Origin of the sequence: Reichenbachiella sp. (assembly GCF_965233835.1) — a bacterium.
Classification (GTDB): Bacteria; Bacteroidota; Bacteroidia; order Cytophagales; family Cyclobacteriaceae; genus Reichenbachiella.
In genome coordinates, this window is record NZ_OZ247585.1 from 1,885,001 (window position 1) to 1,907,666 (window position 22,666).

Genomic DNA, 22,666 nt, shown 5'->3' on the forward strand with positions numbered 1-22,666 from the left:
GTTAGTCAGGACCTAAGGCGAACCCGAAAGGGGTAGTCGATGGACAATGGGTTAATATTCCCATACTACCATACTCAGTGATGGGGTGACGGAGTAGTGAAAGCGCTGCGTGCTGACGGAATAGCACGTTGAAGGGTGTAGGTATTGGACCAGTAGGTAAATCCGCTGGACTAGCTGAACCTGATAGTACCTTGATCCTTCGGGAGACGGGATAATGCGCCTAATCAGACTTCCAAGAAAAACCTCTAAACTTATGTGTATGGTACCTGTACCGTAAACCGACACAGGTAGTCAAGGAGAGAATCCTGAGGTGCTCGAGTGATTCATGGCTAAGGAACTAGGCAAAATGGCCCTGTAACTTCGGGAGAAGGGGCGCCAGCTTCGGCTGGCCGCAGTGAAAAGGCCCAGGCGACTGTTTAACAAAAACACATGGCTTTGCGAAATCGAAAGATGATGTATAAGGCCTGACACCTGCCCGGTGCCGGAAGGTTAAGGGGGGGCGTTATTCCTTCGGGAAGAAGCGCTGAACTGAAGCCCCGGTAAACGGCGGCCGTAACTATAACGGTCCTAAGGTAGCGAAATTCCTTGTCGGGTAAGTTCCGACCTGCACGAATGGTGCAACGATCTGGGCACTGTCTCAGCCATGAGCTCGGTGAAATTGTAGTCGCGGTGAAGATGCCGCGTACCCGCAACGGGACGGAAAGACCCCATGAACCTTTACTATAGCTTCACATTGGTATTGGGTAAATGATGTGTAGGATAGCTGGGAGGCTTTGAAGCTGCGTCGCTAGGCGTGGTGGAGCCGTTGGTGAAATACCAGCCTTTATTTATCTGATGCCTAATCCGACTATGTCGGAGACATTGTGTGGTGGGTAGTTTGACTGGGGTGGTCGCCTCCAAAAGAGTAACGGAGGCTTTCAAAGGTACCCTCAGCACGTTTGGTAACCGTGCGTAGAGCGCAATAGCATAAGGGTGCTTGACTGTGAGGCCAACAAGCCGATCAGGTAGGAAACTAGGATATAGTGATCCGGTGGTTCCGTATGGAAGGGCCATCGCTCAAAGGATAAAAGGTACTCTGGGGATAACAGGCTGATCTCCCCCAAGAGCTCATATCGACGGGGAGGTTTGGCACCTCGATGTCGGCTCGTCACATCCTGGGGCTGGAGAAGGTCCCAAGGGTTGGGCTGTTCGCCCATTAAAGTGGCACGCGAGCTGGGTTCAGAACGTCGTGAGACAGTTCGGTCCCTATCTGTTGTGGGCGTAAGAAATTTGAGAGGCTCTGACTTTAGTACGAGAGGACCGAGTTGGACGAACCTCTGGTCTACCGGTTGTGGTGCCAACTGCACCGCCGGGTAGCTACGTTCGGTGAGGATAAGCGCTGAAAGCATCTAAGTGCGAAACCCTCCTCAAGATGAGATTTCTTTTAAAGGTCGTTAGAGACGATGACGTTGATAGGCTACAGGTGTAAAGGCAGTAATGTCAAAGCTGAGTAGTACTAATTACCTGTAAACTTTCTATAACAGTGTTCTGCACGTTCTTTCTTTCACAATATTCATGTCAAGCAAGCTTAGCTTGCCAGTATTGAGTAGTTATTACTTAGTATTGAGACTTTAAGAAATTATATGTTGGCAAAGGCCAGCATCAAGATTTTATGGTGATTATTGCGAGTGTGTCCACCTCTTCCCATTCCGAACAGAGCAGTTAAGCCACTCAGCGCCGATGGTACTACGGTAATACGCGGGAGAGTAGGTCGTCGCCAGTTTTTATCAAATAAGGGTTATTGAGAAATCAGTAACCCTTTTTTTATGCCTAAAAAATACTACGGTAATACGCGGCCGTACGCGGAGCGGAGAGTAGCCGGCGTGGAACGATCGTCGCCAGTTTTTATCAAATAAACCCTGATTATTCATTTAGTCAGGGTTTTTTTATGTATAATAAAGAAGTATGTATAGCGACGCCCTACTCACGAGTAGGACTGGGCGTCCCCGTCGTCGCCAGTTTTTATCAAAACCTTGTGAGCATAGTTTGCAAGTTTTTTTTCGTTTATAGGAGTTGGGATTATTGATAATATATAGTGTATCCAGATCATGCGTCCATCTCTTCCCATTCCGAACAGAGCTTCGTTCCACTACGGGTTAAGCCACTCAGCGCCGCGGTTCGCCGATGCGATGGTACTACGGTAATACGCGGCCGTACGCGGAGCGGAGAGTAGCCGGTGTGGAACGATCGTCGCTAGGATGTGCGACAGTATTATCGAAGCTCTTGTATCAACGATGTAGGTCTTTTTATGACTATGCAATTTGCATGAAAAACAAAAGGAAAGTGGTTTTATAAATTCGATAAGACCACAACACTAGATGCCTTGTAGTAATAGACTAAGTAATACGGGTACTAATAGTGTCCACTCAACTCAAACTCTTCTTTTTCTGAGTCCAAAAGTTTGCCTCCTTCGCATTTGAGTGTACGGTGTGGGTATTCAGTAATAAAAGTGTGATTGTGAGTAGCCATAAGCACTGCCGTACCACTTCTGTTGATTTCTAAGAATAGATTAAAAATGCCATCAGATACTTCTGGGTCGAGATTACCTGTGGGCTCGTCAGCAATAAGAATTGCAGGTTCGTTGATTAGCGCTCTAGCGATAACTACACGTTGTTGTTCGCCGCCAGACAATTGATGAGGCTGTTTGTCTGCCGCAGCTCCCAAACCAACTCGCATGAGCACTTCAGCTAATCTGGTTTTAATCTTTGATTTGTCTTTCCAGCCAGTGGCTTTCATGACGAAGACAAGGTTTTCTGTAACGGTTCGATCTGGGAATAACTGAAAATCCTGAAAGATGATGCCGATTTTTCTTCTCAGGAAGGGAACATCTTTTGATTTGATGTTTTTGATGTTGAATCCAGCAACATCGGCAGTGCCCTCTCTGAGTTCGAGATCCGCGTATAATGTTTTGAGTAAGGAAGATTTGCCACTCCCTGTACGTCCAACTAAAAAGACGAACTCCCCTTTTTCGATTTTGAAACTGATAGAATTAAGTACGGCCTGATTTTCTTGATAGATGGTTGCGTCATTGACTTCTACCACAGGGATCGAACTAAATTCCATTGTATCTATATGTTTAAAGGTTGAATTTTCCCGAAAGGAAGTTGCTCAATAATTACCTTAAGTTCTTCCTCTTTGCCCTCCAGACCATATTTGTCTAATTTTTTTAAAGGGCGATCTGCTCGAAAATAGGCAATTAAAACGAAATCATCATCCCGCAGTTGGATGTAGTCCGGTATTTTGGCCTTTCCTTTTACTTTGATGATATGCATTGATTGCGAGATGATGATTTTAAATATTAGTTACCCTTTTGGTGGTCAGCTAAAAACTGCGCTAATCCACTATCCGTCAATGGATGTTTAAGCAAACCAGTGATTACTTTCAACGGACAAGTAGCTACATCAGCCCCAATCTCTGCGCAATGTATTAAGTGCATATTGTGTCTTACAGACGCAGCCAAGACCTCAGTGTCAAGTTCAGGGTAGTTTCCATAGATATGAACGATCTGTTCGATCAATTGTAAACCATCCGTAGATACATCGTCTAACCTACCAATAAATGGAGATACATATGAAGCACCAGCTTTGGCTGCTAATAATGCCTGACCTGCATTGAAGATCAAAGTACAGTTGGTTCTGATGCCTTCACTGCTTAATGTCTTGATGGTTTTGATACCATCTTTGATCATGGGTACTTTTACCACAATTTTATCATCGATTTTGGCGAGCTCATGCGCTTCCTTCATCATGTTGTCGTAGTCGGTAGCAATTACTTCCGCACTTACATTGTTGTCTACGATGTCGCAGATTTTTTTGTAATGAGCTAAGATGTTTGCCTGACCAGTGATGCCTTCTTTGGCCATCAATGAGGGGTTGGTTGTCACGCCGTCCAATACGCCTAAGTCATAAGCTTCTTGAATTTCGTCCAAGTTGGCCGTGTCGATGAAAAATTTCATATTTTCTGTTTTTTTAGTGTGAATGAAATTGCTAGTTGGACAAAATTATAAAGAAAAGAATCAAGGAATTAAAGATTCGTTGATTTAATGAAATATGATACGCTTTGTCTGATTTAGAGACTTGGGAGTTGGTAAAAAAATATTGAAATGAAAAAGAAAGGGAATAAAAATGGCAAACCCATATCGCACCGCTACGACTACCTACCCTTGCTGCCTTCCGGCCCTGGGGGAGTTCGATAGGAGCTGGTCGTATCGATTTGCCACTGCAAAATTAGAACGATTTTTTCCTAAAGCCAGACATCCTTCAATTATTTTTTTAAAGAATTGGAAACCTATTATTTTAAAAACTGTCTTTTGCTTAAATATGTTTAGAATATTAATCAAATAATGAAAACGACTCAACTAATACTCGGACTTCTGCTGCTTTCTGTTTCGACTTTTGGTCAAACCATTATTCCTCAAAAAACTGATTCAATTAAAGAAAAACCTAAACTTCAATACTTCGGCGATGAGAAGGAGGGTGCAAGTTCCCCCATAACTTTACCCGACTCAGAAAATGAAATAGAACAGCCCGTACGAGTCGATACAGTGACCACTCAACCAGTAGTTATAAAATACTATCAGGCTACTGAACCCTATAGGCCTGAAGAAGATGAACCGCCAAAGAAAAATAAGAACCAGATTAAAACCTTAACTGGGAAAATGAATCATAGTGGTGGCTATGGTGCGGTGAGTTTCAAAACATCAAGTTTTAAAGATAAAACACTCGTGATGGCTGGTATACGAGGAGCTTGGATTGTGAACAGAACACTAGCTATTGGGATTGATGGATACGGTATTATTCCGACCACTAAGTATCAAAATATTGACCCAGATGATGTGACAAAAGAAATTCGCTTACAGGGTGGATATGGAGGCTTGATGCTGGAACCGATTTTCTTTTCCAATGAAGTGGTACATATTACCTTTCCAGTGTCTGCAGGAGCGGGGTGGTTGGGTTATGAAGATCCGGATTATGAAGACTTTTGGGATAGGGACAATCTGGTTGACGAAGATGTTTTTTGGTATATCGAACCGGGAGCTAACCTGGAAGTGAATATTGCTCGCAACTTTAGGGTTGACCTGGGCGTGTCCAAAAGGTTTACACAAGACCTGCAACTAGTTAATACATTATCAGATGAGTTTGATGAAATCAACTATTACCTAACTCTTAAAATTGGAGGTTTCTAGGGACCTAACTTATTTGAGCTCCGTTTCTATATTTAGCACTGATAACGTTTCGTCCACATGTCGTCTTCCGTTAAGTTGGGATTTAATGGTATGCATGAGTTTACCTTCTTTGTCGAAAATAAAAGTTATTCGGTCTTGTAGAAGGCCAAACAGTTTCCTTCCAACTCCGAAGAGTTTCTCAGCCTCTCCATTTACATCACTGAGTAGTCGATACTCCAAGTGAAAACGGGTAGCAAACTTTTTATGAGACGAGACGCTATCTTTACTGATGCCAAATACTTTGACACCAGCGCTTTTTAGTTCTCCATAGTGTGCTTCAAATTCGCAGGCTTCAATATTACATACTGGCGTGTTGTCTTTGGGATAGAAGAAAACAACTACTGGCTGCCCTACATAATCTCTCAGTTTTAACCAGGCACCATCTTGATCTGCAAGAGTAATGTCTGGTAAGTTATCTCCTTTTTTAAGTCCCATTGTCAAGTATTTTAAAACTAAAAAGTAATCATTTTTATTCAATATTCATCACCAAAGCGGGCTAGGATATTTTCCTTGTGCTACATAAGCTTGGATGGCTTCAGCAGCGTATTTAGCATCTTCCTTGTAGGTAACTCCGAACCACTTGGCTCCTGAATGCAAAACTGAAACCTCAATCATTTCTTTCTTGATCATTTGATCAATGACGGTTGGGATTTGATACTCGTCTTTTGTTAGGTCTTTAGCAGTGTTTAGAAAGTCTTTAAACTGCAGCTTTAATTCATCAAAAAGGTTGTTTTGAAAGCCCCAGAAGTTCATTGACGCTAAACCTTCTGTAATCTCAACATCGCCTTCTGAAATGATCTTATCTCCATTGACTTGAATTTCGTGCGTTTCTTTTATAGAAGTTAGGAACCCGTTTTTGTCACTGATGGATATTCCTCTGGATACAGTGCCGTTAGCGGATAATGTGTTTCCCAGGTCATAACCTACCATACTGTAGTTGTTTGGTTCTGTATGGGAGTGGAGATAGTTGGCCATGGTTTGGAAGGCATCTTTTCCATAATAATCATCGGCATTGATCATAGCAAAACTCCCTTTGATTAGATCGCAAGCGCTCATAATGGCGTGAGCAGTTCCCCAGGGTTTTTGCCTTTTCGATTGAATCTCTGGGTGGATCATTTCTGTATACAAATCCTGATAGGCATAGGATATTTTATCCTTCGCTCCGATCATTTTGTCTACCAGATCAAAAGTGTCCTGTTCAACATCCTTGTTGATAACAAGGACTACATTGCCGAATCCATTATTTAAGGCATCATAGATACTATATTCCATAATGGTTTCTCCATGTGGGCCCATAGGGGCTACTTGTTTGGCTCCGCCAAATCTACTGCCACGGCCGGCAGCCAAAATGAGTAAAGTGGGTTTCATTAAATATAATTAGTGTATTGGATTAGCTAATAGTCCGCAAGTTAATATTACTCAGGAAATAGAGAAGCATCTATGTTAGGAATAACCTTCAATGCATTTTTATAATAAAGTTTTTTCAATACTTTGTCATTCAAATCAAGCCCATACATTTTCCAAAAGGCATGATATTTTTTGTAATATGGGAAGTATTCATCATCAGTTTCTAAGACTCTGAAGTAGGTATAGTACTGCTCCTTATTATAGGAGTCTTTACCAAACATAACTCTATCCTGATACTTAGTTAGAAAGGCTTTTGCGGCTCTGGGTTGTCGGCCTAGTTCAGCAATCACAGCGCCAATTTCAGAATACATATTGGGATACTTGTCCATTAGTTTGCCTAGTGTTTCCAGGTCATTCGCATACCAGCCAAGGTGTGCATTAATGAATTTTGTGTTCGGATGCCTTGCAAAAATACGATGCTGTTCTGCTATGATTTGTTCCCATGGCGCAGGATTAGTTGAGTCTCTCTTTCTGTTTGGTCTTACTTTTAGCTCCAACCATCTTTCATTGTTTTCGTCGTGTTCATCCCAAAATGGCCTTGGATCAGCGGAGTGGATAAGAACTGGAATCCCCAATTCACCGCACTTAGCCCAAATAGGATCTAGCCTTGCATCATCAACAGCAATGCGGTTCCCATTCTTATCAGTATGCCTTAGTCCTAAGCTTTTATAAATTTTCAATCCGTTGGCACCTGCCCTAACGTCCGATTCAAGTTGTTTTGCTGTGTTTTTTGACCAGTCGGGGTCATCAATATTCTCAAAAGAAATATTAGTGAATATGATGAAACGGTTCGGTGCGTTTTCCTTTACGTTTTTCATTACTCCATTAAAGTGCTCATCACTTCCTCTTCCTCTGCCACTTAGGTTTACCATCACAGCCATATTTAGATCATCCATATCCTGAACTAAGGGAATAAGGTCCTGTGTGTTCATTCGGAATTGATGATTGTGGACATCAATGAATGGATACTTGGCTTTGGTTACAATGTGCTCGGGCACTACAAGTGTGGATGGAGGGTCATAGGCTTCAAAGTCCATCGTTTGAGCAATCGAAGAAATGTTGAACAGAAAAAGAACGGTGAAAATTGATATTGATAATCTCATGAAGTTGTTGTTTGAAGTTCGATGACTTTGTAAACCAAAAAACGAACGGAGAGTTGCGCAATAATAGAGTTAATTTTCGTTATTTTGTAAACTTACAAAGTGTCTATGCGATTTCTTATTTTATCCTTTCTAGGAGTATTTTTTATACTAATTTCCAATGAAGCTGTAGCCCAGTCTTCCAGAGATTCTGAGGTAAAGGAAGCTTCGGCGACTTCCTCTCAAATATTTTCCACCAAAAAGAAGGGGTCGAAAAAGGCATATAATCAGCAATATGATCAAAGCATTAAGGACTATGAGAAGCTGATGAAGGCGAACAAGAAAAAGTATCGAAAGATGGCAAAAGGAATGGAGAAGCCACAGTATTCCGACCCTACTTATTTTGGACATAAAAAAAAGCCTAAGAAACGTCCAAAGGGAAAACGAAAGTTTTGTGATGAATGCGGAATCGTCCACTAGCTTAGCTATATTTCCTTTGTGATCGTTGAGCCTAATAGATACATAGAGCATACCAATCTAAATACTGATCTAATTGATCGGGATATCGATCGATTGGTTGCAGAGGCTAAATCACATCAATTTCAAGGTGTTTGTATCCCCCCATTTTGGGTTAAAAAGGCCAGTAGGGAATTGAAAGATACCGAGATACAGTTGGTGACGGTCATTGGCTTTCCCCTGGGCTATCAACGTACAGAATCCAAAATCAAAGAAATAGAATTAGCAATCGAAGATGGTGCCGATGAGTTGGACTTGGTGATGAATGTTTCTGCATTCAAGTCGGGAATGAACTGGCCAAAGATTGAAATGGCAAAAGCCGCCAAGCTTGCTCATGAAAACAATAAACTACTTAAGTTAATAGTGGAAACGGCACTCTTGTCAACTGAAGAGCTAGCAAAGGTTTGTAAGATCGTTTCTGATGCTGGAGTAGATTTTATTAAAACATCTACTGGTTTTTCTTCTCGAGGAGCAAACACACGAGATGTTGAAATCATGAAGGAGAACGTTTCTGCGAATGTAGGAATCAAGGCCTCAGGAGGTATTAAATCTTACGAGCAACTTAAAGAACTCGTAGTGGTCGGAGCAGAACGCATAGGCACATCCTCGGGAGTGGCTATTATGAAAGAATTTAGGAATGAGTAATTTGATTGGACGATCAATATTGGTATCAGGAAAGGTTCAAGGAGTTTTTTATAGAGCTTCTACTAGGGAAGAGGCCATAAAATTAGGTTTGAAAGGCTGGGTTAAAAACCTTCCAACAGGCGAGGTGTTTATCGATGTTTTTGGGGAATTGAAGGCTGTGGAAAAGTTTATTGTTTGGTGCAAACAAGGGCCTCCATTATCAAATGTTGTTGATACAAGTATTAAGAATATCCCTTTCCGAGAGGAAGCGAGTTTTGAAGTTAGGTATTAGGTTATGATGCTTTTTTTAGTGATCTTTCTTTGAGTACTACTCTTTTAACACCATTTCTTTTCAGAATCTTAATTTCAAAGTAATCATTAATGAGTCCTTTGACTGCGTTTCTGACAAAGGTCAAGTTTTTCTTGTTTTCATTGAAAACAGTGAGTTGTAATATCCCCTTGATTACATTCGGATTTTCAGTTAAATCATTAATCCATTTGTCAAAAGTCTCACCCCAATCTTCTTTGTACTTTTCTTCATGAGACTTACCATCCCATATTATTTCGAGTTGGTTGTCACCATATTTGTAGCGATAGGCCACGCACAAGTTCTCATATATACCCTCCAACTCTGCAATATTATTAAATTGATAATCTAGTATTTGCTGAAAGGTGTCATCCACCAGGCCTAATGGATTAAAATAGATACTGTATTTGTCAATAGTCACTTCAACCAAACGGCGAGCTAGATCCGAAAATATTTGATCTTGGGCAGATTTTAGAAGAACATTTTTGTCCTTTTCGAAACTCTGAAGAAATGTAACCTGGTTGATCTCTTGATTCAATGTCTGTGCTTTATTAACAAGTTATACACAAAAGTAGATAGGAAACCTCGTAATTGAAAGGTAATGATTTGATAATAAAAGAAGATTTATCTAGATGTTTCAGATTGGGTAAACTTGCAAAAAAAAGAGGTGTGAAAGACTGATATTTAAATTAATTGGTCATTAAGTCACATTGCTTAACTAAATAAACTATTTTTAATTGAGTAACTCAATACTCAAGAAACCCATTATTAACTAATTCTATTCTCAATTATGAAGCAGAAAAACTTTCTTTCTCGCCTACTTCTGGCTTTTAGCTTATTACTAAGTAGCCAATTACTTTTGGCTCAAGGGGTGACTACCTCCGGCATGAACGGAAAAGTAGTTGACGACAAAGGTGCTGAATTGCCCGGGGCAACAGTTATTGCTATTCACGCACCAACTGGCTCAAAATATGGGGCCGTGACCGACGCCACAGGATTTTATAGAATCCCCAATATGAAGGCTGGTGGACCCTACAATCTTACTATATCGTTCATCGGATTTGAAAACTCTACTCAAGAAGGGATTTACTTAACTCTTGGACAGACCTTTAAATTGGATGCTACACTTTCTTCTGGGGCTACAGAGTTGCAAGAAGTAGTTGTGGTAGCAGGTGAAGGTGAAATTTTTGATGGTAATAGAACAGGTGCAGGGACAACCATTGGAAGCGATCAAATTTCAACAATGCCGTCAGCCTCAAGATCAATTAGGGATTTTGCTAGAATTACTCCTCAAGCACAAATTACTGAGGGCAATGATGGGTTCTCCATTTCTATTGCAGGTCAAAACAATAGATATAACGCAATCTACATTGATGGAGCTGTGAATAATGATGTTTTTGGATTGGCAGGATCAGGAACGAATGGAGGACAAACTGGAGTGAATCCATTTTCCGTAGACGCTATCGAACAATTTCAAGTGGCGGTTGCTCCATTCGATGTTAGAATTTCCGGATTTTCTGGGGGAGCTATAAGTGCTATCACTAGATCTGGAAGTAATGAAGTTGAGGGCTCAGCTTATTACTTTCTAAGAAACGAAAGTCTTGCAGGAAAAACACCTAAGGATTTAAGAGTAAATGATGAAAGAGAGAAACTGGCAGAATTTTCAGCAAGAACATATGGGTTTAGAGTAGGTGGTCCAATTATAAAGGATAAAGTCTTCTTTTTTGTGAATTATGAGAGACAAGATGATGAAACTCCTCAACCATTTAATGTAGCCAACTATACAGGAAACTCAGGAGCTTCTGAACTTTCTAATCTACGTTCCTTTGTGAATACCAACTTCGGTTATGATATAGGAGAGTATGCAAATACGACAAGAACACTCGTAAGTGATAAAATCACAGCCAAATTCGATTTTAACTTAGGGGACAATCATAAATTAGTCGTTAAACATAGCTATGTAGGTGCGGAAAATTTAGAAGCGAGAAATTCAGGAAACATGAATGTGGGGTTTCTCAATGGTTCTGAAGAGTTTAATACTAAAACCAACTCTTCTACGATTGAGTTAAGTTCATCATTTGGGAATAACTTTGCAAACAAACTTATTTTAGGGTATACATCGGTGAGAGATGATAGAGACCCAAAAGGAGATCCATTTCCTTCTGTATTTATAGCAGATGGATTGAGTACTAGCTCTGGTGATGGGGAGGGAATTACATTTGGCGCAGAGCCATTTTCAACAGCGAATCTTTTGGATCAAGATGTTTTTACTTTGACTAACAATTTTGATATTTTTAAAGGAAATCATACAATTACTATTGGGATGCATCACGAATTTTCCAAAACGAAAAACCTCTTTCAGGCATTCAATTATGGGCAGTATGAATACCTTACCATGGCCGATTTTATGAATGATGCTAACCCCAACATTTTTCAAAGAGGGTATTCTTTGATTTCCGATAAGGTTGGTGATGAATCTGATGGAGCTGCAGAGTTTAGTATGTATCAGTTAGGCCTTTACATTCAAGACGAATATAATGTTACGAATGATTTGAAACTAACAGCTGGTTTGCGAGTAGATCTTCCTTTCTGGGCAGAAAGTGATGTTAATAATGATTTCAACACAAGAACAATCCCGTTATTGGAAGCTGCAGGTAAAGATTTGGAAGGTGCCGAAGTTGGTAAAAAAGTAAAAACCGCGCCTCATTTTTCTCCAAGATTTGGTTTCAATTGGAATGTTAACGGAGAAGGTGACTTGCAAGTAAGGGGTGGGATTGGCGTGTTTACGTCAAGAGTTCCTTTGGTATGGCCCGGTGGTACTTACAATAATAATGGAGTCAATAATGGGTTCCTTTTTCTAGGTTCTTGGTTTGCAACAACACCAACGTTTGAACCAAATGTAAATAATCAGCCAGTAGGAGCCGCACCTGGTTCGGGAGTAAATGAAGGTAATGTTGATTTATTCGCTCCTGATTTTAAGTTGCCAAGCGTAATGAAAGTTAATGTCGGTTTGGATAAGAAACTTCCATTTTGGGGACTAATGGGATCGGTTGAAGTTATGTACAATAAAAATATTAATGCTATTTATTACCAGAATCTTAATATTGGTGACCCTGTTGGCAATTTAGAAGGAGCGGATAATAGGGCTAGATATTCTAGATCGGATATTGATGGAACATATGGAAGAATCATGTTTGCATCAAATACATCTGAAGGTTATTCATGGAATACGGCTTTTACAATTACAAAACCTGTGGAGAGAGGATTTGGTGGATCATTGTCTTATTCTTATGGAGATTCTCAGACTACATTTGAAGGAACTTCTTCACAAAATAGCTCTCAATGGAGGAATCATCAAACAGTAAATGGTAAAAATGGGAGTATTCCAACTACTAGATCTGATTTCTCGCAAGGTCATAGGTTTCAGTTGAATATGTCATATACTAAGAATTGGAGCGAGAAAATTAGAACTACTGTTGGTGTTTACTATGAATTGAATCAAGATGTGCCTGTAAGTTATGTCTATAGAGAGGGAGATGATTTGTTAGGAGATGATTCTAGAGATAATGCTCTTATTTTTGTGCCAACAAACAGAAGTCAAATCAACCTTGTGGACCTTGTTGATGACAATAATAATGTTGTTTTGACTGCTGATGAGCAATGGACAGCGCTTGATGATTTTATTGACAGTAATGATTATTTAAGCAAAAGAAGAGGAAGGTATGCAGAAAGAAATGGTGATCGAGGTCCTTGGCAAAACACATTGGATTTAAAACTTATTCAAGAGTTTGCTTTAAACAAGAACAGGCTTCAGTTGTCACTGGATATATTCAATTTTACTAATTTGATTAATAAGGATTGGGGACAGCGCAAGTTTGTGAATTCTGGAGAAGTCGCTCTCATTCAAACTGAGGATGTTGTTGATAATGGTGATGGCACGTTTACACCTTCTTTTACTTTCGACCCGAGTTTGGTGGAAAATGGAATAAGTCGAGTGGATGATTCAGGGATTCAAAGCTCAAGATGGCAAATGCAACTTGGCGTGAGATACATCTTCGGTAACTAAGACGAAAAACTAACTAGCTAAAAACCTTCCTGATTGATCAGGAAGGTTTTTTTATGTCCGTTTATAAAGTTTCATTTTATTAATTGAGGTTTTCAGCTTAATATAGCTGTCGAGCTTAAACATTCAACCCTATGAAACTACGTTTACAATCTATTTTCTTATTATTTGCCCTATCAGTTTGGAGTGCTTGCCAACCTCAGCAACAGCAAACAAAAGGCTTCGAACTCGAGGAAAAAACTGTGGCAGATCTCCAGGCAATGATGGAGAATGGTACCCACACTGCGGTATCTATTTGTCAACTTTATATAGATCGGATTAAAGCTATCGATCAAGGAGAGAATGGACTTCGTGCAGTTATCGAATTGAACCCTGAAGCATTGACAATCGCTGCAGCCTTGGATAAGGAAAGAGCTGAAGGTAAGGTAAGAGGACCACTACATGGCATACCTGTCATGATAAAGGATAATATCAATACTGGTGATAATATGGGAACTACAGCAGGCTCCCTTGCACTGGTGGGCAGTGATGTAAGGAATGATGCCTTTATTGTTTCTAAGTTAAGAGAATCTGGTGCTATCCTACTAGGAAAAACGAATCTCAGTGAGTGGGCTAATTTCCGTTCGGAGAGGTCATCGAGCGGCTGGAGTGGTAGAGGCAGGCAGACGCGAAACCCCTACGCCATGGATAGAAGCCCTTGTGGGTCTAGCTCTGGGTCAGGAGTAGCAGTCTCGGCTAATTTATGTGCGGTTACCATTGGTACCGAAACCAACGGCTCTATAGTTTGTCCGTCTTCGTTGAATGGTGTAGTGGGTATCAAACCAACGGTCGGCTTGTGGAGTAGAAGTGGTATTATTCCAATTTCGAAAACACAAGATACTGCAGGACCTATGGCTCGCTCTCTTACAGATGCGGCGACATTGCTAGGAGCATTGGTTGGGTCAGATCCGGAGGATGAGATGACTCAAGATAGTACTGCAGTGGTTTATAAGGATTATACTCAATTTTTGGATCCAAATGGACTTGAGGGAAAACGTATCGGGATTTTCAGAGGGCCTATGGGGCTTCATGAAGGAGTGGATGCTATCATGGAAGAGTCCTTTGTTGCCATGGAAGCAGCCGGGGCTATTCTAGTAGACTCTATTGCGTTGGGAGAGATGCACTACTTAGGAAATGCAGAATACGAACTTCTACTTTATGAGTTTAAAGATGGTCTCAACGCCTATTTGGCAGGGCTTACCAATGATTTTCCACATAAGAATATTGGAGATTTGATAGAGTACAATAGACAAAATAAGGAGCAAGAAATGCCGTATTTCCAGCAAGAGATATTTGAACTGGCTGAATCCAAAGGGGATTTATCAGATGAGGAGTATCAGAAAGCCTTTGCACTTTGTCAAAAGATTTCCAGAACAGATGGCATCGATTTGGCTATAGAAAAGCATAATCTGGACGCCATAGTAGCCCCAACGGGTGATCCGGCTTGGGTGATAGATAAGATCAATGGAGATAATTACAGAATATCCAGCTCGTCCATGCCAGCTATGGCCGGATACCCTAATGTTACGGTCCCTGCAGGAGATGTAGAGGGATTACCTATCGGAATTTCATTCTTCTCCACAGCCTATACTGAAGCTGATTTGATATCTATAGCCTATGGGTTTGAACAAAAAACCAAAGCGAGGATTGTTCCGAAGTTGTTGCCAACCTTGGAGTTGCCTTAAGTCTACCTCTCCTTTTTGGGTAAAAAATCATGGGTGAAGTGTGCTCTTTGTTTTTCTTTAGAGAACATTTTTTGGTTGTAAGAAGCTGATTGACCTCTGGGAATCGAAAGAGATTGCCATTGGTCGTTCTGAATCATTTTTCCGATAAATACAATTTGTCCCACATGATAAGAGTAATGAGATAACTGTCGATTAATGGCTTCTACTACTGTATGTCCTTGATTTCTGATGTAAACGACCTTATCAAGGTCCTGGGTCTCCAAGCTGTCAATGGTGTCTAATAAACAGTTCCACCCCTTGTCCCATACTTTTTTTATTTGATCTTTATTGAAGCTTTCGGATTCAAACTCTGAATCTCTCACCCTCCATGCTTTTTCTCCATCGGAGCTTAAGAAATCTGTCCACCTAGAAAGCATATTTGATGAAAGGTGTTTTACTAGTTGGGTTATGCTATTGCTTTCTTGGTTGTATTGCCAGTTGATTTTTTCTTCTGGAAGTTGTGAAATGGTTTTCCAGCCAAGTTCTCTATTATACAGAAATTGTTTTTTTATGCTTGATAGGTAATTGTCTCTCATAATGGGTGAATTCGATTCGTCAATTGGGTTAACATAAGGGAAAAGAAAAGGTTTAGGAAAAAGCATTAAAAGATTTGATTTAGAAAATTAAGTAAAATCACCAATTGTAGGGAGTATTTTGATTGGGTAAATTTGGCTTTCGATTTGGATGATACGAGCATTATTTAGGTAGGTATCTTTTGATGTGTGCTACAGACCTCTTATTTTTAATAGTGCAACTATACGACAGCCAATTGGCTAAGCGGATACCAAACACTTTAATGCAAAACCAGAGCAACCAAAATGAGTAATCAGATGATTGAAAAATTTACAGATCAGGAAATGGCTGTGGCTGTCGAAATGATCAACCGAGGACTTGATCGAGCAGCAGTTTCACTAAAGATGATCCTTAATAGTCAAATCGAGGTGACTAATGTGGACTTTGATATCACTGTACTTGATAATGAACCGCAATACTCAACCAAAAAGGATGATCGTATTCATATTCTTAGAACAGAGCTTGCTGGGGAGTTGAGAGGTATTTGTCATTTGATTTTCACTAGTGAAGAGGTTGATAAAATTCATAAAAAGTGTTTGCCTGAAAGCGTAATCAATAGTAACAATGAAGATGCACAGGTTATGCGATTGGAGTTGCTCAAGGAGATAGATAATATTATGGCAGCTTCTGTTATTACTGAATTTGCAAACAGTTTAGATGTAGGTATTTACGGAAATGTACCATCTTTGCACATCATGGAGGCGGGAGAAGTAAATAAATACATCCATGCCGAATCAGTGACTTTGAGTCCGCTGATTCAATTTAGCTCTGTTTTTCATACGGATGATATTGATATTAAATCAGATTTCATCTGGTTATTGGAAGAGGAGTTTATTCAAAAAATAAAGAACTTAGCGTTAAGTAAATAATTATAAAAATACCACGATAATGGGCAAAAAAGTATTAGTCGTAGATGATTCAGCTTATATGCGTACCTTGATTAAAGACACGCTTACAGAAGCAGGCTATGAAATAATAGGTGAGGCACCAAATGGCGAAACAGCGATAGATCTTGCACTAGAACTGAACCCTGATTTGATTACTTTGGATAATATACTGCCAGATATGATCGGAACAGATATTTTAAAAGTGTTTAAAAGTCAAAATCTGGAGGCCAAGGTAGTTATGGTTAGTGCCGTGGGGCAGCAGTCAGTGATCAACGAAGGAATTGAGCTTGGAGCTGCAGACTACATTGTAAAACCATTCACTGGCGATGACCTGATTGATGTAGTCAATCGAGTAGTCAGTTGATAATAGATGAAAAAACATGAAAGCCATTTCTGTTTCAGGAATGGCTTTTTTTGTGGTTGAAATTCGGTTTGTTATGCGCGCATAAGAAAATCTCTTAAATGTGCTTTTCAGTTTTTTTACGGTTGAATTTATCAACGAAATCTTCGTTTATTGCAATCTGTTAGGAAGAGATATGTGGAGTATGGAGAATGAAATTTTAATTGGTAGCAATAGCGACTTGATAGTGCGCAGGCTAGAGAGAGAACTAGCCGAAATGCGTAAAGATTTACAGGTCAGGGTGGTAGATGATTTATCGTCTGTTCATTCGCTGATGGATCGTCAGTTGGTGATCATTGACCTGTCAGTGTATACCCCAGGAATTATTGATCGTATTGAACAATTTAAAAGTAGATTTCCGAAAATTGAGCTTGTCGCTGTAACTTATACTAACGACGAATTCATAGACCAAATGTTGATAAAAAGGGGGGTGGATCAAGTTTCTAGCAGAGATGAGCTGCCGTCCGTAGTATCTCGTCATCTAAACCCTAATTTACTAACTACAGGGTAGTTCATAGTGACCACAAGTAAGTGGCAAACTTTCTTAGATCGTCCTCATTTTTGAATTTGAGTTTTTCCTTTTTGATATATGCTTTAAGCGAGTTTGATAGAGTATTGAACTTCGATAAAGTTTTGGGTTTGAAGTTTTCTAACACAAAAAGTTCCTCATTTTTAGTTATCAGTGTTTCTTCATTTATGAAAAACTCAGGTTCTTCTTCAAGAGGTTCATAGACATTGGTAGTAGTGACACTTGAGTTGGGCATTATTTTCTTTTGCTCAAAGCTGTGATACTTAACTAGGTAGCCATTGTTACTATTTGCCAACACGGAATAGAACCCACGTCTACCATAGCTTCGCCCTAATTCTTGAACATTTATGAGTTCTCCAAACTGAGGGTTTTCGAATTGAATTCGTTTAACCATATTTGGCGCTCCGACCAGAACGTAGTCATCTTGACGTACCAATAGAACTTGCTCTTTGAAATCGTATTTAACAATCACGTTTTCTACTAAAGCCTGGTTGCTAAGTATTAGATTAGCATTTGAAAACGATGAGGGTATACACCGTTCTTGACGCTGTATGGCCTCTTCTAAGGATATTTTTTTCTGATCTGTCTGGTTGCTAGCACCATAGCTCAGTACTTTGATCCAGTCTTGAGAAGAGTCTTCTTGTGCAAAAGTTGTGTAACCCAGACAAATGAAAAGAAGAAGGCAGACAGTTTTCATAGCTCCTCTATTGAATTGTTTATTGGATAATTTAATTAAAAACAATCCAATAGAAGAATTACATTACTTTTCCTATTTATTCTGCTTGGCCCAATTGTCGCGAAGCGTTACGGTTCTGTTTATTCTAGGTTTATCTGAGGTGGAATCTTTATCGATAATGAAATACCCCATTCTCTCAAACTGAAACTGAGTGTTTGGTTCCATTTTGCCAACAGAAGGTTCGACTTTGGCATTTGCTTTAATCGTCAACGAATTTGGGTTTAGATGATTTTTAAAATCATCATCAATATCGTTTAAGTTCTCAGTAGCAAATAGTCTATCGTATAACCTCACCTCTGCATCTACAGCTTGTGGTGCAGATACCCAGCCTAAAGTTCCTTTAACTTTCTTGCCAGTGGTATCATGGCCACTCTTGGTCTCTGGATCGTATTCAGCGTAGACCTCTTCAATCTCACCAGCTTCGTTCTTTTTAAATCCGGTACATTTTACGATGTATGCATATTTCAATCGAACTTCTCTTTCCGGCCCTAACCTAAAAAACTTTTTTGGAGGTTCTTCCATAAAATCACCACGCTCGATGTAGAGCTCACTGCCAAACGGAATTTCCCGTTTTCCGGCCGATTCATCTTCTGGGTTATTTACTGCGGGCAGCATTTCTGTTTTGCCTTCGGGATAGTTGGTAATAATTAATTTGATAGGGTCTAATACACCCAGGACTCGATTGGCTTTTTTGTTCAAATCTTCTCGGACGCTATGTTCGAGCAAAGCCACATCACTTACTCCATCCCTTTTGGCGACTCCTATTTTAGCTGCAAAGTTCCTGATTGACTCTGGCGTATAACCTCTTCTTCTTATGGCTGCCAAAGTTGGCATTCGCGGGTCATCCCAGCCTTCTACATGACCTTCTTCTACTAGTTCCTTAAGTTTTCTTTTGCTTACTACGGTATAACTCAAGTTCAGTCTGGCAAACTCAGTCTGCTTAGATGGAAACAAGTCCAGTTCATTGATAAACCAATCGTAAAGTGGTCTATGAGATGCAAATTCTAATGTACATAAGGAGTGTGTGATTTTTTCAAAAGCATCGGACTGCCCATGAGCAAAGTCATAAGTCGGATAGATACACCACTTGTCGGCCGTTCTGTGGTGAGCTGCTTTTTTTACACGGTAGATTACAGGATCTCTCATTTGCATGATGGAAGACGCCATGTCGATTTTTGCACGCAATACGTGCTTGCCCTCTTCAGCCTCACCATTTTTCATTGCTTCGAATAAGGTAAGGTTTTCTTCTACTGACCTATCCCTGTACTCACTGAGAATACCAGGTTTATTGGGCGTACCTCTTTCTTCGCTAATTTTCTCAGCAGAGTTGTCATCTATGTAAGCTTTCCCATCTTTAATCAATTGAACAGCATATTCATAGAGTTGATCAAAGTAGTCTGAGGCATAAAACTCGTTGTCCCAGTTGAAGCCAAGCCATTTGATGTCCTCTTTGATAGAGTTGATATATTCAATATCCTCTTTTTCAGGGTTGGTGTCATCAAATCTCAAATTGCACTTGCCATTGTATTTTTGAGCTAGCCCGAAATTCAAGCAAATGGATTTAGCATGACCAATATGCAAATAGCCATTAGGGTGTGGAGGAAACCTCGTATGTATGCTTTCGTGTTTTCCTTCTGCCAGGTCCTTTTCTATCATTTGCTCAATGAAGTTGAGCGTAGGGGCCTTTGTTTCTTTCTCGCTACTCATGTTATTGAAAATTGAAATACAATTTTAGTGAATTATTAAATGCTGGAAATTGCGTTTTGTCAGATTAATTACTCCTTTTTTGAGTGGATTAAACCTCTTTCATTTGCTGAATGGTGGCTATAGGGTCTTCTGTATTAAATATTCCAGAACCAGAAACTACGACCTCTGTACCTGCATCGATCACAGTCTTTAGGTTGTCCAACTTCACGCCGCCGTCGATCTCAATAAAGATGTGCTCAAGGTCTCTTTCCTTAAGCGTAGACTTGAGTTTGGCAATCTTATCAATACATGAAGGAATGAGCTTTTGACCACCAAAACCTGGGTTTACCGACATGATCAATACAAAGTCTACTTCTGGCAAAATTTCATCTATGCTACTCAAAGGCGTATGAGGATTCAAAACCACGCCAGCTTTTTTACCTAATTCTTTGATCAATTGAATAGTTCGATGAAGGTGTGGGCAAGTTTCTACATGTACGCTGATCCAATCTGCACCTGCTTTCGCAAAGTCTGGAATATACTGATCGGGGTTCTCAATCATCAAATGAACATCGATAGGTAGTTTGGTGCATTTTCTTATGTCCTTCAGTACTAATGGGCCTATGGTGAGATTGGGCACAAAGTGACCATCCATTACATCATAATGAATCACTTCTGCACCACCTTTTTCCACCATTTCGATATCGGCGCCAAGGCGAGAAAAATCTGCTGAAAGTAAGGAAGGAGCTATTTTGATTGAATTGGGCATGAGGCTTATTTTTTTGATGCAAATATAAGATGCTCGAATATGAGATGCCTTTTGTCCATGATTTATTTCCAATCTGTAGGAAAAAATGTTGGTAAAATGCCTTCTGATGAATTTGCACAGGATTGAATCAATTTGAATGGCTTATAGACCAAAAAATGGATAGCATTGGTGAGTCAAATCAAAATAAATTCTATGAAAACATTTAACATTTTATTAGTTGCAATAGGACTTTCATTTGCTCCTTCAGTTCAAGCCCAAGAAATCAGAGCATTGGACGAAAGTCCACTAGATCTAGCCATTTTTAGGCCAGATGGAAGAGGTACAACTCCTGCTGCTAGAATCATATACAGTAGACCTTCGAAAAAGGGTCGGGCCATGTTGGGAGAAAAAGTACCCTATGGAAAGGTTTGGCGATTAGGTGCCAATCAGAGTACGGAGATCAATGTGTATCGCGACATGACTTTTGGAGGAAAAAGTTTAAAGGTTGGCAACTACACGTTATATGCCATTCCCTCGGCCACCTCTTGGACAATCATTTTCAATGCAAATCTTTTCACTTGGGGAGCGTTTGATTACGATGAATCCAAGAATGTGATGAGCGTCGAGGTGCCTGTTATAAAGTCCAAAGAGCAACGTGAAGCGTTTGGAATGGCTTTCGATGGTGAAAACGGAAAAGGAAGTCTGTTGATGGCCTGGGAAGATGCAGAGGTGATTATCCCTTTGACTTACTAAAGAAAATGGTTTTTTGAGTTTAAGGAAGGCGGAAAGGTTATGGCCGCTTTCCTTTTTAGAATTTTTTGTCAAATTGCCAACTTACTTCGTTGTTGGTTAAGGTTAGGTAATCTACTTCTCCAGCACCATCAAATTGATAACTTACGCCAACCAGATATCCGGGGTCCATTTTGTAATGAGTAGAAAATGGTTGATTGCCAATAGAGATAGTCAGTTCCTTGTTGTGGCTGGAAATGTTGATGTTTTGCCAATTATTTAGTGACTTACCTAAAGCTGATAAGTCATTTTCTTTTCCTGACAGGTAGTTATCCATGGCAAGTAGACCAATCTCGCCAACACAGCCGGGAACAACAATTGGAATTAGAAAAACTCCTTCTGAGAAATGGAGAACCACCTTTGTGAATTTACATGCTGAGGTCTGGTTATCCTGAGCGTAACGGATTCGTGTTTTGAAGTCGAAATCATCTCCTGAAATTCTCCTTTCAGCAGTGTAATAATGAAAACTGACAGGTCTATGGGCATCGTTGAATTGTTGAGTGCCTTGTGCTGACAGTCCAAGGCTGCCGTTCTTGCTAAGGTCTTCTTCTGCAAGGTAGATGGGATATGGTTCGGTATTGATGGTGGCCAGCCATCCGTTGGTTTGGATATAGACATCTGATTCCTTAAGAACGACCTCATCCGCCACAAATTTAGATCTGAAATAGCCGGGGTAGTAGTATACCGAGGTGGCAGTCGTTTGATCTCGGTCTACATTGATTCTTCTTCGCTTGTCCCAAGATTGTTGAATGGCAAATTCGTTTGCCTCGATTTCACTTGCGTCAAAAGTAAATATGACCGTGTTGGGGAGGCCTATAGATGAATAAGTGGCGTTAAAGTTCAATTGAGAGGCCAGCTCAGATGGATCGCCGAGATTGTTGGTCACGATATACCAACTACTAAAACTCAGTAAAATCACTATGGCTAAAATTGAAATTCCCCTCTTTGACTCTGGAAGCGAAAGTCGAAGTTTCTTTGACGGACGGCTTACCTCTTGTGCTCTTTTATAGGCGGACCAACTTGGATAGTCTAAGTATTTAGCTAGTGCGTCTAATGTACTGATGCTTGGTTGATTCTCATATTTCACCTTTCCCCAAACTCGTTTGAGGGTTGTGTGGCTTAGGTTAATTCCAGTTTTTTCGAAGATTATATGACTCAGTTCTTCAAATTCCTGATTTTGCCAATGGTCTGAGGAACCCCAATTGAGCTTGTCTTCTATTGCAGATTTACAAAGGTCTAGTATTGATAGTAGGTCCAAGGTTTTCAGTTTGGTAACTTCCCAATCTTAAACTTGAA

General features: G+C 40.1%; 22 protein-coding genes, 2 rRNA genes and 1 other RNA gene (1 of these 25 only partly in view). 12 read left to right on the plus strand and 13 right to left on the minus strand.

Features of this window, described 5'->3' with window-relative positions; translation table 11 throughout:
* Positions 1–1,519 (plus strand): 23S ribosomal RNA (locus ACO6S2_RS08155) (it extends 1,365 nt beyond the left edge of the window).
* A 131-nt stretch (positions 1,520–1,650) separates the two neighbouring features.
* A 5S ribosomal RNA gene (gene rrf, locus ACO6S2_RS08160) occupies positions 1,651–1,762 on the plus strand.
* A 629-nt stretch (positions 1,763–2,391) separates the two neighbouring features.
* Here rrf and ACO6S2_RS08165 read toward each other — a convergent pair.
* From ACO6S2_RS08165 to ffs, 4 genes are all read right to left on the minus strand, one after another.
* Positions 2,392–3,102 (minus strand): cell division ATP-binding protein FtsE, encoded by a 711-nt coding sequence (locus ACO6S2_RS08165; RefSeq protein ID WP_422362003.1) that lies wholly within the window; start codon positions 3,100–3,102, stop codon positions 2,392–2,394.
* Between the two features lie 5 nt (positions 3,103–3,107).
* The gene (locus ACO6S2_RS08170; RefSeq protein WP_422362004.1) at positions 3,108–3,311 is read right to left on the minus strand and encodes a fructose-6-phosphate aldolase; all 204 of its coding nucleotides are present in this window, start codon (positions 3,309–3,311) and stop codon (positions 3,108–3,110) included.
* A gap of 26 nt (positions 3,312–3,337) precedes the next feature.
* Positions 3,338–3,994, minus strand: a complete 657-nt coding sequence (fsa, locus tag ACO6S2_RS08175; RefSeq protein ID WP_318172630.1) for a fructose-6-phosphate aldolase — start codon at positions 3,992–3,994, stop codon at positions 3,338–3,340.
* A gap of 166 nt (positions 3,995–4,160) precedes the next feature.
* Positions 4,161–4,258: signal recognition particle sRNA small type (gene ffs, locus ACO6S2_RS08180), an RNA gene on the minus strand.
* A gap of 123 nt (positions 4,259–4,381) precedes the next feature.
* On the opposite strand from ffs, the gene ACO6S2_RS08185 reads away from it, so the two are divergent.
* Positions 4,382–5,224, plus strand: a complete 843-nt coding sequence (locus ACO6S2_RS08185) for a hypothetical protein (protein WP_422362005.1) — start codon at positions 4,382–4,384, stop codon at positions 5,222–5,224.
* A 9-nt stretch (positions 5,225–5,233) separates the two neighbouring features.
* On the opposite strand, the gene ACO6S2_RS08190 is transcribed toward ACO6S2_RS08185, so the two are convergent.
* From ACO6S2_RS08190 to ACO6S2_RS08200, 3 genes are read right to left on the minus strand one after another with little or no spacing between them, the layout of a single operon-like run.
* Positions 5,234–5,698 carry a peroxiredoxin gene (locus ACO6S2_RS08190; RefSeq protein ID WP_422362006.1) on the minus strand — a complete coding sequence of 155 codons (465 nt, stop codon included), beginning with the start codon at positions 5,696–5,698 and terminating at the stop codon, positions 5,234–5,236.
* A gap of 48 nt (positions 5,699–5,746) precedes the next feature.
* Positions 5,747–6,631, minus strand: a complete 885-nt coding sequence (locus ACO6S2_RS08195) for a nucleotidyltransferase family protein (RefSeq protein WP_422362007.1) — start codon at positions 6,629–6,631, stop codon at positions 5,747–5,749.
* Between the two features lie 47 nt (positions 6,632–6,678).
* The gene (locus ACO6S2_RS08200; RefSeq protein ID WP_422362008.1) at positions 6,679–7,773 is read right to left on the minus strand and encodes an amidohydrolase family protein; all 1,095 of its coding nucleotides are present in this window, start codon (positions 7,771–7,773) and stop codon (positions 6,679–6,681) included.
* A gap of 105 nt (positions 7,774–7,878) precedes the next feature.
* Here ACO6S2_RS08200 and ACO6S2_RS08205 point away from each other — a divergent pair, with 105 nt between their 5' ends.
* Genes ACO6S2_RS08205 through ACO6S2_RS08215 form a run of 3 tightly spaced genes read left to right on the plus strand, consistent with a single transcriptional unit; the run spans position 7,879 to position 9,181 of the window.
* A complete protein-coding gene (locus ACO6S2_RS08205; protein ID WP_422362009.1) occupies positions 7,879–8,229 on the plus strand; it encodes a hypothetical protein in 351 nt (116 codons plus the stop codon).
* Between the two features lie 18 nt (positions 8,230–8,247).
* A complete protein-coding gene (gene deoC, locus ACO6S2_RS08210) occupies positions 8,248–8,910 on the plus strand; it encodes a deoxyribose-phosphate aldolase (protein ID WP_422362010.1) in 663 nt (220 codons plus the stop codon).
* Positions 8,903–9,181 (plus strand): acylphosphatase, encoded by a 279-nt coding sequence (locus tag ACO6S2_RS08215; protein WP_422362011.1) that lies wholly within the window; start codon positions 8,903–8,905, stop codon positions 9,179–9,181. The genes deoC and ACO6S2_RS08215 overlap by 8 nt, the downstream gene beginning before the upstream one ends.
* Position 9,182: 1 nt before the next feature.
* Here ACO6S2_RS08215 and ACO6S2_RS08220 read toward each other — a convergent pair whose 3' ends face one another.
* On the minus strand, positions 9,183–9,734 hold the full coding sequence (locus ACO6S2_RS08220; protein ID WP_422362012.1) for a hypothetical protein: 552 nt from the start codon (positions 9,732–9,734) through the stop codon (positions 9,183–9,185).
* A gap of 252 nt (positions 9,735–9,986) precedes the next feature.
* Between ACO6S2_RS08220 and ACO6S2_RS08225 the strand changes: the two genes are divergently transcribed.
* Together ACO6S2_RS08225 and ACO6S2_RS08230 are read left to right on the plus strand one after the other, a co-directional pair.
* On the plus strand, positions 9,987–13,262 hold the full coding sequence (locus ACO6S2_RS08225) for a TonB-dependent receptor (protein ID WP_422362013.1): 3,276 nt from the start codon (positions 9,987–9,989) through the stop codon (positions 13,260–13,262).
* Between the two features lie 131 nt (positions 13,263–13,393).
* Complete coding sequence (locus ACO6S2_RS08230) at positions 13,394–14,983, plus strand: amidase (RefSeq protein ID WP_422362014.1); 1,590 nt, start codon at positions 13,394–13,396, stop codon at positions 14,981–14,983.
* A gap of 2 nt (positions 14,984–14,985) precedes the next feature.
* Here the strand turns inward: ACO6S2_RS08230 and ACO6S2_RS08235 are convergent, their stop codons facing one another.
* A complete protein-coding gene (locus ACO6S2_RS08235; RefSeq protein WP_422362015.1) occupies positions 14,986–15,558 on the minus strand; it encodes a DUF1572 family protein in 573 nt (190 codons plus the stop codon).
* A gap of 294 nt (positions 15,559–15,852) precedes the next feature.
* On the opposite strand from ACO6S2_RS08235, the gene ACO6S2_RS08240 reads away from it, so the two are divergent.
* The 3 genes from ACO6S2_RS08240 to ACO6S2_RS08250 all read left to right on the plus strand — a co-directional run bounded on the left by ACO6S2_RS08240 (position 15,853) and on the right by ACO6S2_RS08250 (position 17,393).
* Entirely contained in the window at positions 15,853–16,464 is a 612-nt protein-coding gene (locus ACO6S2_RS08240) for a chemotaxis protein CheC (RefSeq protein ID WP_422362016.1), read from the plus strand.
* Positions 16,465–16,483: 19 nt separating this feature from the next.
* Complete coding sequence (locus ACO6S2_RS08245) at positions 16,484–16,846, plus strand: response regulator (RefSeq protein ID WP_422362017.1); 363 nt, start codon at positions 16,484–16,486, stop codon at positions 16,844–16,846.
* Between the two features lie 253 nt (positions 16,847–17,099).
* Positions 17,100–17,393, plus strand: coding sequence for a hypothetical protein (locus ACO6S2_RS08250; RefSeq protein ID WP_422362018.1), 294 nt, complete (start codon positions 17,100–17,102; stop codon positions 17,391–17,393).
* Position 17,394: 1 nt separating this feature from the next.
* Here the strand turns inward: ACO6S2_RS08250 and ACO6S2_RS08255 are convergent, their stop codons facing one another.
* The 3 genes from ACO6S2_RS08255 to rpe form a co-directional block, all read right to left on the minus strand.
* Entirely contained in the window at positions 17,395–18,108 is a 714-nt protein-coding gene (locus ACO6S2_RS08255; protein WP_422362019.1) for a hypothetical protein, read from the minus strand.
* A gap of 72 nt (positions 18,109–18,180) precedes the next feature.
* On the minus strand, positions 18,181–19,854 hold the full coding sequence (locus ACO6S2_RS08260; protein ID WP_422362020.1) for a glutamine--tRNA ligase/YqeY domain fusion protein: 1,674 nt from the start codon (positions 19,852–19,854) through the stop codon (positions 18,181–18,183).
* A gap of 88 nt (positions 19,855–19,942) precedes the next feature.
* Positions 19,943–20,602, minus strand: a complete 660-nt coding sequence (gene rpe, locus ACO6S2_RS08265; protein ID WP_422362021.1) for a ribulose-phosphate 3-epimerase — start codon at positions 20,600–20,602, stop codon at positions 19,943–19,945.
* 192 nt (positions 20,603–20,794) lie between these two features.
* Here rpe and ACO6S2_RS08270 point away from each other — a divergent pair, with 192 nt between their 5' ends.
* Positions 20,795–21,334: a DUF2911 domain-containing protein gene (locus ACO6S2_RS08270; RefSeq protein ID WP_422362022.1), complete on the plus strand. Its 540-nt coding sequence runs from the start codon at positions 20,795–20,797 to the stop codon at positions 21,332–21,334.
* A gap of 55 nt (positions 21,335–21,389) precedes the next feature.
* Here ACO6S2_RS08270 and ACO6S2_RS08275 read toward each other — a convergent pair whose 3' ends face one another.
* Positions 21,390–22,628, minus strand: a complete 1,239-nt coding sequence (locus ACO6S2_RS08275) for a hypothetical protein (protein WP_422362023.1) — start codon at positions 22,626–22,628, stop codon at positions 21,390–21,392.
* Between the last annotated feature and the right edge of the window lie 38 nt (positions 22,629–22,666).